This is a genomic window from Fulvitalea axinellae (assembly GCF_036492835.1).
GTDB classification, from domain to species: Bacteria; Bacteroidota; Bacteroidia; order Cytophagales; family Cyclobacteriaceae; genus Fulvitalea; species Fulvitalea axinellae.
Genome location: NZ_AP025314.1, coordinates 4,031,335 through 4,047,132, shown reverse-complemented (window position 1 = coordinate 4,047,132; position 15,798 = coordinate 4,031,335). Strand labels below are relative to the sequence as shown.

General features: G+C 46.6%; 17 protein-coding genes. 13 read left to right on the top strand and 4 right to left on the bottom strand.

Annotated features, from left to right (window positions below; genetic code table 11):
* Positions 1–210 precede the first annotated feature (210 nt).
* From AABK39_RS15335 to AABK39_RS15290, 10 genes are all read left to right on the top strand, one after another.
* On the top strand, positions 211–693 hold the full coding sequence (locus AABK39_RS15335; RefSeq protein ID WP_338392221.1) for a hypothetical protein: 483 nt from the start codon (positions 211–213) through the stop codon (positions 691–693).
* Between the two features lie 179 nt (positions 694–872).
* Positions 873–3,290, top strand: a complete 2,418-nt coding sequence (pheT, locus tag AABK39_RS15330; protein ID WP_338392220.1) for a phenylalanine--tRNA ligase subunit beta — start codon at positions 873–875, stop codon at positions 3,288–3,290.
* Positions 3,291–3,381: 91 nt separating this feature from the next.
* Entirely contained in the window at positions 3,382–3,678 is a 297-nt protein-coding gene (locus AABK39_RS15325) for a hypothetical protein (RefSeq protein WP_338392219.1), read from the top strand.
* 16 nt (positions 3,679–3,694) lie between these two features.
* Positions 3,695–3,982, top strand: a complete 288-nt coding sequence (locus tag AABK39_RS15320; protein WP_338392218.1) for a cell division protein ZapA — start codon at positions 3,695–3,697, stop codon at positions 3,980–3,982.
* 88 nt (positions 3,983–4,070) lie between these two features.
* A complete protein-coding gene (gene rny, locus AABK39_RS15315) occupies positions 4,071–5,636 on the top strand; it encodes a ribonuclease Y (protein WP_338392217.1) in 1,566 nt (521 codons plus the stop codon).
* Positions 5,637–5,763: 127 nt separating this feature from the next.
* The gene (locus AABK39_RS15310; protein WP_338392216.1) at positions 5,764–6,462 is read left to right on the top strand and encodes a head GIN domain-containing protein; all 699 of its coding nucleotides are present in this window, start codon (positions 5,764–5,766) and stop codon (positions 6,460–6,462) included.
* 292 nt (positions 6,463–6,754) lie between these two features.
* Positions 6,755–6,952, top strand: coding sequence for a histone H1 (locus AABK39_RS15305; RefSeq protein ID WP_338392215.1), 198 nt, complete (start codon positions 6,755–6,757; stop codon positions 6,950–6,952).
* Positions 6,953–7,134: 182 nt separating this feature from the next.
* The gene (locus AABK39_RS15300; RefSeq protein ID WP_338392214.1) at positions 7,135–7,395 is read left to right on the top strand and encodes a hypothetical protein; all 261 of its coding nucleotides are present in this window, start codon (positions 7,135–7,137) and stop codon (positions 7,393–7,395) included.
* A gap of 51 nt (positions 7,396–7,446) precedes the next feature.
* The gene (locus tag AABK39_RS15295; RefSeq protein ID WP_338392213.1) at positions 7,447–8,217 is read left to right on the top strand and encodes an MBL fold metallo-hydrolase; all 771 of its coding nucleotides are present in this window, start codon (positions 7,447–7,449) and stop codon (positions 8,215–8,217) included.
* Positions 8,210–9,763 carry an NFACT RNA binding domain-containing protein gene (locus tag AABK39_RS15290; RefSeq protein WP_338392212.1) on the top strand — a complete coding sequence of 518 codons (1,554 nt, stop codon included), beginning with the start codon at positions 8,210–8,212 and terminating at the stop codon, positions 9,761–9,763. The genes AABK39_RS15295 and AABK39_RS15290 overlap by 8 nt, the downstream gene beginning before the upstream one ends.
* Before the next feature lie 85 nt (positions 9,764–9,848).
* On the opposite strand, the gene pyk is transcribed toward AABK39_RS15290, so the two are convergent.
* Both pyk and AABK39_RS15280 read right to left on the bottom strand, forming a co-directional pair.
* Complete coding sequence (pyk, locus tag AABK39_RS15285) at positions 9,849–11,285, bottom strand: pyruvate kinase (protein WP_338392211.1); 1,437 nt, start codon at positions 11,283–11,285, stop codon at positions 9,849–9,851.
* Between the two features lie 10 nt (positions 11,286–11,295).
* Positions 11,296–11,715: an IPExxxVDY family protein gene (locus AABK39_RS15280; RefSeq protein WP_338392210.1), complete on the bottom strand. Its 420-nt coding sequence runs from the start codon at positions 11,713–11,715 to the stop codon at positions 11,296–11,298.
* Positions 11,716–12,222: 507 nt separating this feature from the next.
* On the opposite strand from AABK39_RS15280, the gene AABK39_RS15275 reads away from it, so the two are divergent.
* The 3 genes from AABK39_RS15275 (at position 12,223) to rnc (ending at position 14,506) form a co-directional block, all read left to right on the top strand.
* Positions 12,223–12,459: an acyl carrier protein gene (locus tag AABK39_RS15275; protein WP_338392209.1), complete on the top strand. Its 237-nt coding sequence runs from the start codon at positions 12,223–12,225 to the stop codon at positions 12,457–12,459.
* 24 nt (positions 12,460–12,483) lie between these two features.
* Positions 12,484–13,737 (top strand): beta-ketoacyl-ACP synthase II, encoded by a 1,254-nt coding sequence (gene fabF, locus AABK39_RS15270; protein WP_338392208.1) that lies wholly within the window; start codon positions 12,484–12,486, stop codon positions 13,735–13,737.
* A gap of 70 nt (positions 13,738–13,807) precedes the next feature.
* Entirely contained in the window at positions 13,808–14,506 is a 699-nt protein-coding gene (rnc, locus tag AABK39_RS15265; protein ID WP_338392207.1) for a ribonuclease III, read from the top strand.
* A gap of 39 nt (positions 14,507–14,545) precedes the next feature.
* Here the strand turns inward: rnc and folE are convergent, their stop codons facing one another.
* Both folE and AABK39_RS15255 read right to left on the bottom strand, forming a co-directional pair.
* Positions 14,546–15,244: a GTP cyclohydrolase I FolE gene (gene folE / locus AABK39_RS15260; protein ID WP_338392206.1), complete on the bottom strand. Its 699-nt coding sequence runs from the start codon at positions 15,242–15,244 to the stop codon at positions 14,546–14,548.
* Positions 15,225–15,632, bottom strand: a complete 408-nt coding sequence (locus tag AABK39_RS15255; RefSeq protein WP_338392205.1) for a 6-pyruvoyl trahydropterin synthase family protein — start codon at positions 15,630–15,632, stop codon at positions 15,225–15,227. The genes folE and AABK39_RS15255 overlap by 20 nt, the downstream gene beginning before the upstream one ends.
* Positions 15,633–15,798: the final 166 nt, after the last annotated feature.

Genomic DNA, 15,798 nt, shown 5'->3' with positions numbered 1-15,798 from the left:
GCGTTGATTTTAAAACGATAGAAACTCGAATGAATGGTGTTCGATATTTCGAAGCCGTACTCTGGAGGCTCTATCGTTTTTTTGATAAGTTATTATCTCCTGTTAAAACTGGCGGTTTAATCCCCTCAATTATCTTCGGGATACAATGCGTGAGGGTTGAGTTTTTTTGTTATATTGATTCTCTTCGTTTTTTGATATAAAAATACATCAATGGAAAATTTTACTTTAGATTCAGATGTTTCCGAAGATTTTGGCCTTAATCCCGTAATTCTAGGCTTTTTGAAAACTACCGCTAAATGGGCGAAGTTTCTGTCGATTGTGGGTTTTGTTGGGGTTGCCTTTATGGTGTTGGTCGCTTTTTTTGCGGGCACAATTTTCGGTATGTTAGGAACATTCGGAGGCCAGGAGGCAGAAGCTCTGGGAACGTTGGGTGCAGTCGGAGGTGGGGTGATGACTGTTATGTATCTGGCTTTTGCAGCGCTTTATTTCTTTCCTGTTTTGTTCCTGTTTAAGTTTGCGAGCAACTTGCAGAAAGCTTTAAAAACGCATAATCAGATAGCGTTGACAGAAGCCTTCAGCAATCTTAAAAAACACTATACATTTATCGGTGTGCTCACAGCGATTTTGGTCGGTATTTACGGGCTGTTTTTTGTGTTCGCTATTTTGGGCGGAATGCTTGCTGCGTTTGCCTAATCGGAAAAAGATATTAAAGATAGGGAAAACGAAGTCATTTTGGGCTTCGTTTTTTTTTGTCCTTATGCGGTTGAGACTTGTTTATTACGGATTTTTTTTATTGAAACCGCATCCTAATGGATGAAATGGTTATTTTTGCCATAATCTTAGCTTAGCGAAAATAAACTCCTTCCCGAGAGATGAAGATATCAATAGATTGGCTTAAAGAATATATTAGCATAGACAAGACACCGGACGAAATCTCAGCTTCGCTGACAGCTACAGGGCTTGAAGTGGAAGGGCTTGAGAAGTTTGAGCAGGTACAAGGAAGTTTGGAGGGATTGGTCCTCGGCGAAGTCCTGACTTGTGAGAAACATCCGGGTGCGGACAAATTGAGCAAAACCACCGTAGACGTGGGTGGCGAAGAGCCTTTGCCGATTGTGTGCGGAGCGCCGAACGTGGCCGCTGGTCAGAAGGTGATCGTAGCGACAGTAGGCGCTACTTTGTACCCTGAAGGGCACGACCCGTTCAAAATCAAGAAAGCGAAAATTAGAGGCGAGGTTTCGACGGGTATGATTTGCGCCGAAGACGAGATCGGTCTCGGGCAGTCGCATGACGGAATCATGGTTTTGGATACCGACAAGCCAAACGGTACGCCTGCCATCGAGCTTTTCGATATCAAGAGCGACAATGTTTTGGAAATCGGCCTTACGCCGAACCGCGCCGACGCCACTTCGCACTTTGGCGTGACTCGCGATTTGAAAGCCGTTTATGGCGTTTCTACTTCGTTGCCGTCGGTTGACGCTTTTGCCGTTGAAAATACTGAATTGCCTGTTGAGGTTATTGTTGAGAATGCCGAGGCTTGCCCTCGTTACTCTGGCGTGACTATCAAAGGTGTAAAAGTGGCCGATTCTCCGGAGTGGTTGCAGTTTAGGCTGAAGTCAATCGGTTTGGCGCCGATCAACAATATCGTTGACATCACCAACTTCGTTCTTCACGAAACAGGACAGCCGATGCACGCTTTCGATATGGCGGAAGTTGCGGGCTCAAAAATCGTTGTGAAGAACGTGGCTCAGGATACGCCTTTCGTTACCTTGGACGGTGAAGAGCGTAAACTCGCTTCGACTGATCTGATGATCTGCAACGAGAGCGAGTCGATGTGTATTGCCGGTGTATTTGGCGGAGAGAAATCGGGCGTTAAAGAAACCACGACGGATATTTTCCTCGAAAGCGCTTACTTCTCGCCGGACTCCGTTCGTAAGACATCGCAACGTCATGGCTTGAAAACCGACGCTTCTTTCCGTTTCGAGCGTGGGACCGATCCTAATATGACTATCTATGCGCTGAAAAGAGCCGCTTTGTTGATCAAAGAGATCGCCGGCGGGGAAATCAGCTCGGAGATTGTGGATGTTTACCCGAATCCAATCGCTGATTTCGTTGTTCCCGTTAAATACTCGAACGTGGACAGGCTGATCGGTAAATCTTTGGGTAAAGAACTTATCAAGGAAATTCTCGTAAACCTCGATATCAAAATTACTGAGGAAACAGAGGAAGGCTTTGTGGCCATTGTACCTCCTTACCGTGTGGACGTAACGCGTGAGGCCGACGTGATCGAGGAAATCCTCCGTATCTACGGTTACGACAATATCGAAGTGGCGGATCACCTCAGCAGTGATTTCTTGGCAAACTTTCCGGTTAAGGACACTTACGCAAAAGAAAGGGAAACCGCCCGCCTGTTGGCCGACAGCGGATATTTCGAAGTGATGACCAATTCGCTCACCTCGTCGAAGTACGCCGAGATGGTGGAGGAAATCGATTCTTCTAAGAACGTTGATATCCTTAACCGCTTGAGCGAAGACTTGGACGTGATGAGGCAGTCGATGGTGTTTAACCATCTGGAGGTCGCTTTGCGTAACATCAACCGTCGCCAGAAAGACGTTAAGATTTTCGAATTCGGAAAGACGTATCGCAAAGCCGAAAATGGCTACGAAGAGTCGGCTCGTTTGGGTGTTTTGGTGACTGGAATGGCCTCAGGCCAAAGCTGGCTCCAAAAACAACAGAGTGTAACTTATTATGACTTGATGGCTGTCCTGAATAAAATTTTTGTTAAATTCAGGATAGAAGGTGTGCAACTTGAGCCTCTAGAGCACAGTGCTTACGTCTATGGCGTGCAAATTAAGACGCGCAGAGGTAAAGTTATCGGATTGGCTGGTTTGCTCAACAAGAAGCTTTGCTCTTCTTTTGGTGTAAAACAGGAAATTTATTACGCCGATCTGGATTGGGAGCTTTTGCTTAATCTCTCTGACCCCAAAGTTCGTTACGCCGAAATTCCTAAATTTCCGGATGTAAAGCGCGATTTGTCATTGGTAATTGACAAATCCGTGAACTTTGACACCGTATTAGCCGTAGCTAAGAAAAACGCCGGGAAGTTGATCACCGACATCACCGTTTTTGACGTTTACGAAGGCGATAAGATTGACGCCGGCAAAAAGGCCTATGCGTTGAACTTTACGCTTCAGGACAAGGACAAGACCCTGACCGATAAAGTGATCGACAAAACGATGAACCGGTTGGTGAAAGCGTTTGAGAGAGAGGTAGGAGCATTAATTAGACAATAGAAAAATCACATTATAAGCCTCATTTTAAATGACAGGCTGGACGCCCGGAAGTCTCTTCCGGGCGTCGGAGGCTTTTTAACAATCCTTTTTTATGAGATATGATCAATTGGCAGAGCGGCTTGAGCGACTGGACAAGAAACTGAAGCGGCTTGTGGCGGATAATAACACGCTCAGAAAGGAAAACGAAGCGCTGAAGCAGGAAACGTCCCGTCTCAGTTCGGTCATTGAAGTAAAGGAAAGAGAGCTTGATGATTTTCAAAATAAAATAAATATTAGTACTATTGTAAGTAATGTCGGGGTGGGAAACACCGATACTTCTGAGCTGAAAGCTTTGATCGATGATTACATCAATGAAATCGACAGGTGTGTGATACACCTGAGCAGATAAAGCCGAATTTCCTTATATGGGAGAACTGTCTATAAAACTGAAGATTGCGGATAGGGAATACCCTATGAAAGTGAGGCCCGAGGACGAGGAGATGATCCGGAACGCAGGGAAAGAGCTGAACGAAAAGCTGAAGGAGCTGAAGCGTCGCTTTAGGCTCGACGACCGGCAGGACTTGCTGGCCATGATAGCTTTTGACTATCTGGTGCAGTCGAGACGCCGTGAAGAGGCTATCCGTGCTTCAGAAGACATGATTTCTGAGAAGCTTGACCAATGGGACGGTCTTTTAAACGAGTCACTGTCATGATGGAAGTATAAGGTATTTCGGTGGCATTTATTTTTGGCTCTGGTATAGCGTGATTTCCGCTCATTGTTTCAGCTATATAAAGTAAACAATGATGGAAATTTTATATTATGGGGCGACTTTTTCGTTTGCCTTGGTCATAGGGGTCGTGTTGGGAAGGTTTCTCTTGCGCCAAGTGTTCAAGCAACAAGAGATAGACGCCAGCGAAAAAGCCGACTTGATCATAAAGGAGGCAAGGGTTTCCGCCGATGCGGTAAAGAAAGAGAAAATCCATGAGGCGAAGGAAAAATACCTTCGCATGAAGAGCGATTTCGAAAAAGAGGTAGGGAAGAGAAAAAACCAACTCTCCCAGCTTGAGAATAAAGGAAAGCAAAAGGACGCCAAACTCAACAAAATGCTTGAGGAGGCGAAGAAAAAGGACCAGGAAGTCCAGCGGAAGTCGGCGGACTTGGATCAGGAACTTTCCGATGTCAAGGATGAAAAAGAGACCTTGGAAGCACTTATTCTCAAAGAGCGTGGCCTTCTTGAGGCTATTGCGGGTCTTTCCGTTGACGAAGCCCGTAATCAGCTTGTGGATTCCCTGAAAGACGAAGCCAAAACGATGGCTGCGTCACACATCAAAAACATTATGGAAGAGGCGAAGATGACGGCGACCAAAAACGCTAAGAAAGTCGTTATCCAAACCATCCAGCGTACAGCCACCGAACATGCTATCGAAAACTGCGTTTCGATTTTCAACATCGAAAGCGACGATATCAAAGGTAAGATTATCGGTAGGGAAGGACGGAATATCCGTGCTCTCGAAGCGGCTACGGGAGTTGAGATTATCGTTGACGATACTCCGGAAGCGATTATTATCTCGGGCTTTGATCCTGTGAGAAGGGAAATCGCCAGACTTTCGTTGCACCGCCTTGTGGCTGACGGTAGAATCCACCCGGCCAGAATCGAGGAAGTGGTGGCGAAAACTACCAAGAATATCGAGGAAGAGATCGTAGAAATCGGGGAAAGAACGGTTATCGATCTCGGAATCCACGGTTTGCACCCTGAGTTAATCAAGATGGTAGGGCGTATGCGCTTCCGTTCGTCTTACGGGCAGAACTTGTTACAGCACTCTCGTGAAGTGGCTAAGCTTTGCGCCACCATGGCTTCGGAATTGGGCTTGAACCCGAAACAGGCGAAACGGGCCGGTCTCTTGCATGATATCGGAAAAGTTTGGCCGGAGGAGCCGGAGTTGCCGCATGCGGTGCTCGGTATGGAGCTCGCCAAAAAATACAAAGAGCATCCTGACGTTTGCAACGCCATTGGCGCTCACCACGACGAGGTGGAAATGACTACACTTATCGCGCCGATTATCCAGGCTTGCGATGCCATTTCGGGATCTCGACCGGGCGCTCGACGCGAGGTGATGGAGTCATACATCCAACGTCTCCGAGAGCTGGAGGAGCTTGCTTTGAGCTTCGATGGCGTAAACAAGTGTTTCGCTATTCAGGCCGGTCGCGAGTTGAGGGTGATGGTAGACGCCGATTCGGTAACGGATGATAAGGCTGAAACTATTGCGTTTGACATTTCTCAAAAAATCGAGAAAGACATGCAGTATCCGGGCCAGATTAAAGTGACGGTTATTCGTGAGAAACGTTCGGTTTCTTACGCCAAATAATAGAATATAATCGAAGATGGAGAAGCGCGGGGTTTAGGCCTCGCGCTTTTTTTTTCGATAAAATAATGGAGTTGTGCAACCCTTGTAAATTTGTCCGGTCTTTCGAAAAAACAAAACCATTAAAGATATGAAACGAATAGCGTCTACTTTTTGTCTATTGCTTTTGGCCGTATTGGTGACAGGTGTTGCTTGTGCGGAAGATAAGGATGTTAAGGTCAGTGATTTTTCGTCAATAAAAATTGCGGGGCCTTTTAAGGTAACGTTGGTTAGCGGTTCTCCCAAAGTGAGCCTTTCTGGCGATGAGGATGATTTGGAAAAGGTGGTTGTGGATGTCAGTGGAGATCGTCTTACAGTGCGTTTTGATAACAAGAATTGGAAGTGGAGAAATAAAAGCACAGGGACTATCCATGTTAAAATTGCGTACAGAAATTTGAAAGCTCTGCAGGCGTCCGGCGCTTCGACAATAAAGTCCGGCGAAAGAATAAAAGCCACCAATTTTGAGCTGGATGTTTCGGGCGCAAGCAGATTGACTCTGTCTTTAAATGCGACAAAGCTTGAAATGGATGCTTCGGGAGCCTCGTCGGTTTCGTTGTCAGGAAGAGTGAAAAATGTTGAGGTAGACCTGTCGGGAGCTTCTTCGTGCAATATGCTGGAGATGGAGTGCGATAATATGGAAGGTGAGCTAAGCGGAGCTTCTGTGGCCAAAGTCAATGTTCGCAAGTCGTTGGATATAGAGGCGTCGGGCGCTTCTGTGTTGAAATACAAAGGTAAGCCGGAACGTTTTTCTGTCGACAAAAGCGGTGCCTCTTCCGCACGGGCTATCTAGTTTAAAAGCTTCAATTGTATAGGAACTCAATCGAGATCTAAAAATAGAAAACACCCTTCGGGGTGTTTTTTTGATGGCGCTCAACTATTCGCATGATCACAGTCATTTAGATTCATAACATCCGAAAGTTTAGTTTATGAAACATGTCTTATTGCGCATATTTTACCCAATTATTAAGAGATTCTGAGCAAAATCCTTTTGAGGGAGGCTCATTCGCTTGTTTTTTAAAAAAAATATTTATATTGCTCCAATTAAAGCAATAGTTTTTATTGGCAACCTTAAATATTGGAGAATGAAACGTTTTGACGAGATCAGGGATCTAGTCCTTTCTTTGGAAACCGATTTCCGCAAGTTTTATGAAAAAGACAACCAAGCTGCGGGAACAAGGGTAAGAAAAGGAATGCAGGAACTGAAGAATTTGGCTCAGGAAATCCGTAAGGAAATACAGGAGGTGAAGAACGATTCGACAAAAGTTGCTTCCCAAGCCTGACAAGAAAAGAGCAGTTAAATGACTGCTCTTTTCTTTTCCCGATATTCCCGTCCCATTTTTTTGTTGGGGAAACAGTTTCCTCTACTTTTTCGTCTGCTGTTGCCAAACCTATTCTCTTCCTAAGAATTCATATCCTGAGTGTCTGTGCGATTTCTTATATTGCGTGTTCAGCAAAAAAGACAATGAGCATAAGGCCTACAAAAGGAAACCTCACCAAACTGGAGGATATATTCGCTGAGTCAGATTTCATATTACGGTACGAAAAAGGGAATTTCAAATCCGGCTATTGTGTTTTGAAATCGCAGCGTGTGGTGGTGGTGAATAAGTATTATTCCCTGGACGGGAAAGTGAATTGCTTGGTAGATATCCTGAAGGATCTTGATTTCGATACGGACAAACTGAACAAGGATAGTTTAGCTTTGCTCTCAAAGATTAGGGGTTAAGTTCCGGGACCTTCCGACGGTTTTCCATTCAACTTTAAAAAATCTCAACAAGTGGTCGTAACGTTTTTGGGTACAGGTACATCGCAGGGTGTGCCGGTTATCAACTGCTCCTGCAAGGTATGTTCTTCGATGGATTTTCGGGATACCCGCTTAAGGACTTCCATCCATATTGAAGTGGACGGAAAAAGCTTGGTGGTGGACACGGGCCCGGACTTTAGGCAACAGGTATTGCGGGAGCGAATTGGCGATGTGGACGCAATTTTGTTCACGCACGAGCACAAAGACCACGTCGCGGGTTTGGACGATGTCCGGGGCTATAATTTTAGCTTGAATAAAAGTATTCCTGTTTATGCCCGTAACACAGTGCTGGATTGCTTACAGAGAGAATTTCCGTACATTTTTGAGCCAAAAGGCTATAAAGGAGCGCCTAGGATTGACCCAGTAGAAATCAGGAATGAGAAATTCGAAGTGGAAGGTCTTGAAGTGACTCCGATAGAGGTAAGCCATGGCAATATGCCGGTTTTCGGTTTTCGGATAAAGGATTTCGTTTATATCACCGACGCCAAGACGATTTGTCCGGAGGAAATGGATAAGGCCAGAAACGCCGAAGTGCTGGTGATTAACGGATTGAGAAAAGAAGAGCATCCGTCACATTTTACGCTGGCCCAGGCTTTGACTTTTATTAAAGAAGTGAATCCGAAACAAGCCTATATTACGCATATTAGCCACATGCTGGGGCGTCATCTGGAAGAATCGGCCAGATTGCCGATGGGAGTGGAGTTGGCTTATGACGGACTTAAAGTGAAGATTGAACATGCATAACAATTATTATTTTCTGAGGCGTCTGAGTCAGGATTTGGCGGAGACCTTGTGTGGCTGGAAGCTCGTTGAGTGTTTTAGCCAAAGCAAAGACGAGCTGATTATGGGGTTTTGCGCCGCGGGAGATCAGGAATTTTATATTAGAGCGTCGCTTCAGGGGGATTTTTCTTGCCTAAGTTTTCCGGACGAATACCACAGGGCCCGGAAAAACAGCGTGAATCTTTTCGGGGAATTGTCGGGTTTGGCGGTTACGGGAGTTCGGCAATATGAGAACGAGCGAGCTTTCGCCTTGCTTTTTGAGCAGGATTACGCTTTGCTGTTCAAAATGCACGGCAACAGGTCAAACCTGATTCTTTTTAAAGAAAATGAACTGCTTTCCGTATTCAAGTCGAGCCTGAAGAATGATTTTTCGGTGAGTCTAGCGGAATTGGATAGGCCAATTGAGCGGACCGAAAAGGCGCTTGAAGAGGCGGACGGCGATTGGCGGGCCTTGTATCCGACTTTTGGAAAAAGAGTTCAGGCTTACCTTGAGTCTTCCGGTTGGGACGACCTTGATATTCAGGCAAAATGGAGCTTGCTAAATAAGGCTGTTGGGCTTCTCGACTCTGGTGAGTTTTGGGTGATGCGTACGGAAAGGGATATTTACCTTACCCTTTTGCCGGAAGAGGGGGCGGAGAAACTTCCCGAAAGGCCTACGGCGGCGATTACGGAATTCTATTCCATTTATGCTCGGGAGTATTATTTGCGAAAGGAAAGAGCCGATGCGATAAGAAGATTGACCTCCGAGATATCCAAGACGAAAAACTATATCAAGAAAGCGGAGAAAAAGCTAGCGGGATTAAAGCACGGAGTCAAGTATAATGAATTGGCTGACGTGCTGATGGCAAATCTCCATGCAGTGCCTGAGCGGGCAAAATCCGTTGATCTTTTTAATTTTTATACCAACGAAAGCGTAACGATTAAACTGAAGCCGAAGCTATCGCCCCAAAAAAACGCCGAGGAGCTTTACAGGAAATCCAAGAACCAGAAACTGGAAGTGGACAACCTGAACGAAAACCTTGAGCGGAAATATGAGGAATTGTTAAGTCAAGAAGAATTACTCGAGACTATAGACGAAGCTAATACGGTACGGGAGCTTCGGAAAATCCTGAAGAAAGACGTGAAGCGCGGGCAAGAGAAACAGCAAAAGGTTACCAGGCCGTTTTATGTCTTCAGCCACAAAGGTTTTGAGCTTTGGGTGGGTAAAAACCCGAAAAGTAACGATGAGTTGCTTCAAAGGCATTCATATAAAGAGGACCTTTGGCTACATGCGAAAGACGTTACAGGCTCACACGTGTTGTTGAAACATAAGTCAGGTAAAGTTTTTCCGAAGGACGTGATCGAATATGCGGCGCAGGTGGCGGCTTATTATTCCAAAAGAAAAACCGACAGCCTTTGTCCGGTTACGGTAACTCCAAGGAAATATATCAGGAAGCAAAAAGGCTCCGCAGCCGGAAAAGTCTTGATCGATAAAGAGGACGTGATATTGGTCACCCCTCAAAAAGCCTAAAAAGAGGCCCTGGTATTATAAAAGAAAAACGCCCTTCGAAAATTTTCGAAGGGCGTTTTTTGTAAAAGGTGTTACTTAATCCGGATTAACGGACTGTAGTCAAACGAACAGTATTAGTGTGCTGCTTCTGAGCAACAGGCATTGTACCTGTAGAAACAACAAGGTCGCCAGTTTCAACAGCCTCTTCGCCTTTGATGATCTCGTTCACCTTCTGGAATGCTTTCTCAGTAGTGTCTCCCAAAGCATCGGTGTGATAACCTGTAACGCCCCAGATAAGGCTCAACTGAGTCAGCAAATGGGTGTTTTCCGTAACGATAAGGATGTCGGCTGACGGGCGGAAACGCGAAAGACCGAAAGCTGTATAACCCGAGAACGACATGCCGGTGATGGCTTTGGCTTCAGTGTCTTTGGCCAAACGAGCAGAGCTCGCCAATACGCGGTCGTACTTGTAAGTCTCAGAGTTTTTGTCAAGCTCGTAGTTCTTGTCGAAAATCATGCTTCCTTTCTCTTCGAGAACACGGATGATTTTCGTCATTGACTCAACAGCCAATTTAGGGTACGAACCGAAAGCGGTTTCGCCTGAAAGCATAACAGCGTCAGCGCCGTCCATGATAGCGTTGGCAACGTCAGAAGCTTCCGCACGGGTTGGACGAGGGTTGTTGATCATGCTGTCCAGCATCTGAGTGGCAACGATTACCGGCTTAGCGGCCATGTTACACTTCTTGATGATTTCTTTCTGGATCAACGGCACGTCTTCCATTGGGATCTCAACGCCCAAGTCTCCACGGGCAACCATAATGGCGTCAGTAGCGGCGATGATCTCGTCGATATTGGCGATGGCTTCCGGCTTCTCGATTTTGGCAACAACTTTAGTGTGCTTGCCCCTTTTGGCGATGATGGCCTTAAGGTCTTCGATATCCTTGGCTTCGCGAACGAATGACAAGGCAACCCAGTCTACGTTTTGTTCCAAACCGAATTCGAGATCGGCCAAGTCCTTTTCGGTCATCGAAGGAGTTGAAAGCTTAGTGCCGGGCAGGTTGATGCCCTTTTTAGACTTAAGCTTACCGCCGTGAACAACAGTGGTTTTGATCTGTCCTTCGCCTTTTTCAGTAACTTTGAGCTCCAAGTTACCGTCGTCGATCAAGATAGGGTCTCCTACTTCTACATCAGAAGTAAGCGACTGGTACGTAGTGCTTACAGTGTCTTTGGTACCGATCATAGGGCTAGACGTGATCGTGAGCTCGTCGCCGGCTACGATGTCTACGCCTCCGTCCTCAACCTCGCCGATACGGATTTTTGGTCCTTGAAGGTCTTGCAAAAGGCCTACATTGGTTCCCATTTCCTTGTTCAGCTTACGCACGATGTTCATGCGGTTGAGTTGCTCGTCGTGGCCTCCGTGCGAGAAGTTCAGACGGGCAACGTTCAGGCCCGCAAGGATAAGCTCCCTAACCTTGTCCTCAAACTCGGTAGTCGGCCCGATCGTGGCGACGATTTTGGTTTTCTTTTGTGCTAGCTCTTTCATGAAAGGTGTTTCAGAATATTAGATTTTCCCTTGATCTGATTTTTTTGGTCTCTAGTTGCCGCGCGAACTGAATGTTTTCGTCGTCCTGTAACAGGGCGCAGATTTCTTTGGCCAACTCGTCCGCATTGTTCCCTTCCAAGGTCAGCAAGTAGTCAATATTACTTAACTCAGGAAGGATAAAGCTGTTTTGTTCGCCGGCGACGTATGATTTGTTTCGAATCAAACGTAGGCTTCTGTGCCTGTATGATCCGGAAAAAATGGAGAAGTGGAAACTTTCGTCCGTTTCTTCAAGAACGAGGTCTTCTTCCTTGCGGAAACCGTTTCCGAGCCTTTCGCCTAATACCCAGGCGACTCTGTGTTCTTTTAGTCCCGTCACTAGCCCGACAACCTTTATGTCGGGGGTGGCGCCGTCGATTGATTGCTTTCCCATTCTTGCGTATTGATACCCTTTCGGGCGTTCCGGCGGACCATGTTCTGACCGGTTTTGCGGAGGCGCAAATGCGTCACGGCGTTTGCTGTCGGCCAAGAACGATTTGCAAAATTAAAAATAATTAGTGCTCCAAACAAAACGGTTTGTTGATTGGAAAGGGCTTTTGGGGTTATTCGGGCTTGGCGCTTGGGTAGGGAAGGGGGTTGGTTTCGCGTATCCGCTAATAGCTTTTCTAATATCGCATTTTGTTTTGCTAAATTGGCAAAAAAACGCAGGATATGGGCTCTGCGCCAAAATATTGTTTTTTTACAGAAACCGAACTCGTAACGCCGTGCGAGGCGGTAGTTGCTTAAATGTTTGGAATATAGATTTTTGAATGGTTATTTTGCGGGAACCTGCCCGTTTTGGGTAGGATTTGACAACGGGTAAGATTGCCCCATATTGTTTGACATTAAAATACGAAATGCATTTCTTTGCATCGAGTTCGAACTAAATTAGATTAGAGCAATGTCTGAAATCGCACAGAAAGTAAAGGAGATTATTATTGACAAGTTGGGAGTTGAAGAGTCTGAGGTGACTCCTGAGGCCAGCTTCACAAACGACTTGGGCGCGGACTCTTTGGACACCGTGGAACTCATCATGGAATTTGAAAAAGAGTTCAATATCTCTATCCCAGACGACCAGGCTGAAAACATCGCCACTGTAGGCAATGCTATCCAGTACTTGGAAGAAAACGTTAAGTAACTTTTTCCACTCAAAAATTCATTTATGAATTTTAAAAGAGTTGTGGTTACAGGGTTGGGTGCGCTGACTCCTTTGGGCAACAACGTTCAGGATTACTGGGCGAACTTGGTCAAGGGCGTTAGCGGGGCCACCCCTATCACGAAATTCAATGCGGAGAAATTCAAGACTCGCTTCGCATGCGAGGTTAAGGATTTTGACGTAAACCAACATATAAACCGCAAGGAAGCCCGCAAAATGGACACGTTCACCCAGTACGCTGTGGTGGCCGCTGACCAGGCGATCAAAGACGCTGGCATCGAATCAGGCAACTTCGACCCGAAAAGGGCCGGTGTTATCTGGGGATCCGGCATCGGAGGTCTAGGTACCTTCCAAAAGGAAATTTCCGAATTTGCCAAAGGGGACGGAACCCCGAAATTCAATCCTTTCTTTATCCCGAAAATGATTGCGGATATCGCCGCAGGCTGGATTTCCATGCAACACGGGTTCAAGGGGATTAACTTCGTGACCGTTTCCGCTTGCGCTTCGGCTACCAACGCTATCATGTCGGCTTCCGAAGCCATCCGTTACGGAAAATGCGACGTGATGATTACTGGTGGTTCCGAGGCTTCTGTGGTTGAAGGTGGTGTTGGAGGTTTTAGTGCCGTAAAAGCTTTGTCTGAGCGTAACGATTCGCCCGAGACCGCTTCCAGGCCTTTTGACAATAGCCGTGACGGTTTTGTCTTGGGTGAAGGAGCCGGTGCTTTGGTTCTCGAGTCGTATGAGCACGCAGTGGCAAGGGGTGCGAAAATCTATTGTGAAATAGCGGGTTGTGGCGCTAGCGCCGACGCATATCACCTCACTGCTCCGCATCCCGAAGGGGAAGGCGCTATGCAGGTGATGCTCAATGCGATGGAAGACGCTAACATGAAGCCGGAAGATATCGACTACATCAACGTGCACGGTACTTCGACGCCTTTGGGCGACGTGGCCGAGTTGATGGCGGTGCAGAAGGCTTTTGGCGATCACGCTTATAACCTCAATATCAGTTCGACTAAGTCGATGACGGGGCACCTTTTGGGCGCCGCCGGTGCGGTTGAGTCCATCGCTTGCGTTATGGCTCTTCAGGACCAGGTTGTTCCTCCTACGATTAACCATTCGGAGGCGGATCCTAAAATCGATCCTAAGTTGAAGCTTACGCTGAACAAGGCGGAGAAGCGCGAGATTCGTGCGGTGGTTAACAATACCTTCGGATTTGGAGGTCATAACTTCTCCGTGATAATGAAAAAGTTGGAAGAATAAATTCTGGAATTTGTTGCTAAGAAGACTATTTCCAATACGTTTTATTTCTTCTGAAAAAGATAAAAGGCTTATGAAGGCAATCGGAAGAATTGTCGGTAGTAAGCCTTTAAATTTATCTCTTTACCGTCTGGTTACGCAGCACACTTCTGTGGCTGTGGAAAACGAAAGGGGTTTCAAGGAGTCCAACGAGAGGTTGGAGTACTTGGGAGACGCTATCTTAGGTGCCGTTGTGGCGGAATACCTTTTCAAGAAGTACCCTTTCAAAGACGAAGGGTTTTTGACCGAAATAAGGTCGAGGATCGTAAATCGCGAGTCGCTGAACAAGTTGGCGGTCAAGATTGGTTTGAGTGAGTTGGTGGAGTTCAACAAAGGGCGTCGCCATTCCCAATCGTTCAAATCCATCTACGGAGATTCTTTGGAGGCGTTGGTCGGGGCGGTGTACCTTGACCGTGGATATTCCTTTTGCAGGAAATTCATATTGAAGCGTTTGCTAAGGCCTCATGTTGATATCGACGAGGTGATCATTACGAATCACAACCACAAGAGCAAACTGATTGAGTGGGCTCATCAAGCGAAGAAAGAGGTTCGTTTCGATATCGTCGAAGTCAATAATGGGAAGCACTACAAGGAATTCGTGGCTGAAGTTTATGTCGGCGACAAGATGATAGGTAAAGGGACGGGGCCGAGTAAGAAGAAAGCCGAGCAAAGCGCCGCGGAAAAAGCGGTGAGCAGACTTAAAATAATGGAAAAGCCTGAAACGGAACCGTAAGGTGGCGCCTCAGGCTTTTTTATTTTCGGGGTCGGCAGTTTATTTTCCGGCCCTAATGTGCTCCAGGTATTCCTGCTTGACTGCGGGTTCGTTAAATGATCCCGTATAATGTGCGGTAACCGTGGAGCTGTGGGTGTCGTTTACCCCTCTTGAGGAAACGCACATGTGATCCGCTTCCACCACTACCGCAACGCTTCCGGTTTCCAGCGAAGCCATGAGTTCGTTGGCGATTTGGACTGTCATTCTTTCCTGAACTTGCGGGCGCTTGGCATAATATTGGACCAAGCGGTTGATTTTTGACAAGCCTATTACCTTGTTGTTCGGGATGTAGGCCACGTGCACTTTTCCGTAGATTGGCACGAAATGGTGTTCGCAGTTCGAATGAAACGCGATGTCTTTTTCCACCAGCATCTCGCCGTACTTGTATTTGTTGTCGAACAGCGTGACTTTAGGTTTGTTTTTCGGGTTCAGCCCGCTGAAGATTTCCTTTACGTACATCTTAGCCACCCGGTGGGGGGTTCCTTTGAGGCTGTCGTCCGTAAGGTCCAGCCCGAGGATGGTCATAATTTCCTGAAAATGTTCCGAGATTTTCTCGACTTTCTCTTTGTCGTCCATCTCGAAAGCGTCCTTGCGGATTGGAGTTTCCCATGATCCCGCTACGTGGTTGTCGCCTATTTCGTCAACGTCTTCCAAACTCACTTTTAGCTTTGCCTCTGGCTTATAATGGGTATTCGACATAGTTTTTTTCCGTTTCGTAAAGTGTGATACGCACGTCTAAGTCCGGTTTTATCCGTTGCCGTAATTTTTCATAGGCCACTTTGGCTATGTTTTCCGCACTGGGAATCAACTCCCTGAACTCCTCGGTATCCTCGTTGAGGTTTTTGTGATCAAAAGGATCTAGCACCAGTTCGTGGATCAGGTCGCGGAGCGTCTTCAGGTCCATGACAAATCCCGTGTCTGGGTCAATTTCCCCAACGACCCTTACGATAATGACGTAATTATGGCCGTGGTAGTTAGGGTTGTTGCACTTGCCGTAAACCCGACGGTTGACCTCGTCGGTCCAGTTCGGGTTATGGAGCCTGTGCGCTGCGTTGAAAGTTTCTCTGCGGTAGACTGCGGCTTTCATAAAAGGCGTGTGGTTCTGGCTTGTGTTGTCTAATAAGGCGGTTGGTTCGGCGCTACTTCCTTCTGGTTTGGGGAAGGAAAAACTTGCGCCGAAAGACAAATGTCCTAAACTCGTGGCTTAACTCCAAACGCTGAGAAGCTTGTGGCGATATCGCTTTTGTAAATAA

Coding starts and splice junctions, on each gene's coding strand:
- AABK39_RS15335 (WP_338392221.1), top strand. CDS start 211: ATGGAAAATTTTACTTTAGATTCAGATGTTTCCGAAGATTTTGGCCTT.
- pheT (WP_338392220.1), top strand. CDS start 873: ATGAAGATATCAATAGATTGGCTTAAAGAATATATTAGCATAGACAAG.
- AABK39_RS15325 (WP_338392219.1), top strand. CDS start 3,382: ATGAGATATGATCAATTGGCAGAGCGGCTTGAGCGACTGGACAAGAAA.
- AABK39_RS15320 (WP_338392218.1), top strand. CDS start 3,695: ATGGGAGAACTGTCTATAAAACTGAAGATTGCGGATAGGGAATACCCT.
- rny (WP_338392217.1), top strand. CDS start 4,071: ATGATGGAAATTTTATATTATGGGGCGACTTTTTCGTTTGCCTTGGTC.
- AABK39_RS15310 (WP_338392216.1), top strand. CDS start 5,764: ATGAAACGAATAGCGTCTACTTTTTGTCTATTGCTTTTGGCCGTATTG.
- AABK39_RS15305 (WP_338392215.1), top strand. CDS start 6,755: ATGAAACGTTTTGACGAGATCAGGGATCTAGTCCTTTCTTTGGAAACC.
- AABK39_RS15300 (WP_338392214.1), top strand. CDS start 7,135: ATGAGCATAAGGCCTACAAAAGGAAACCTCACCAAACTGGAGGATATA.
- AABK39_RS15290 (WP_338392212.1), top strand. CDS start 8,210: ATGCATAACAATTATTATTTTCTGAGGCGTCTGAGTCAGGATTTGGCG.
- pyk (WP_338392211.1), bottom strand. CDS start 11,285: ATGAAAGAGCTAGCACAAAAGAAAACCAAAATCGTCGCCACGATCGGG.
- AABK39_RS15280 (WP_338392210.1), bottom strand. CDS start 11,715: ATGGGAAAGCAATCAATCGACGGCGCCACCCCCGACATAAAGGTTGTC.
- AABK39_RS15275 (WP_338392209.1), top strand. CDS start 12,223: ATGTCTGAAATCGCACAGAAAGTAAAGGAGATTATTATTGACAAGTTG.
- fabF (WP_338392208.1), top strand. CDS start 12,484: ATGAATTTTAAAAGAGTTGTGGTTACAGGGTTGGGTGCGCTGACTCCT.
- rnc (WP_338392207.1), top strand. CDS start 13,808: ATGAAGGCAATCGGAAGAATTGTCGGTAGTAAGCCTTTAAATTTATCT.
- folE (WP_338392206.1), bottom strand. CDS start 15,244: ATGTCGAATACCCATTATAAGCCAGAGGCAAAGCTAAAAGTGAGTTTG.
- AABK39_RS15255 (WP_338392205.1), bottom strand. CDS start 15,632: ATGAAAGCCGCAGTCTACCGCAGAGAAACTTTCAACGCAGCGCACAGG.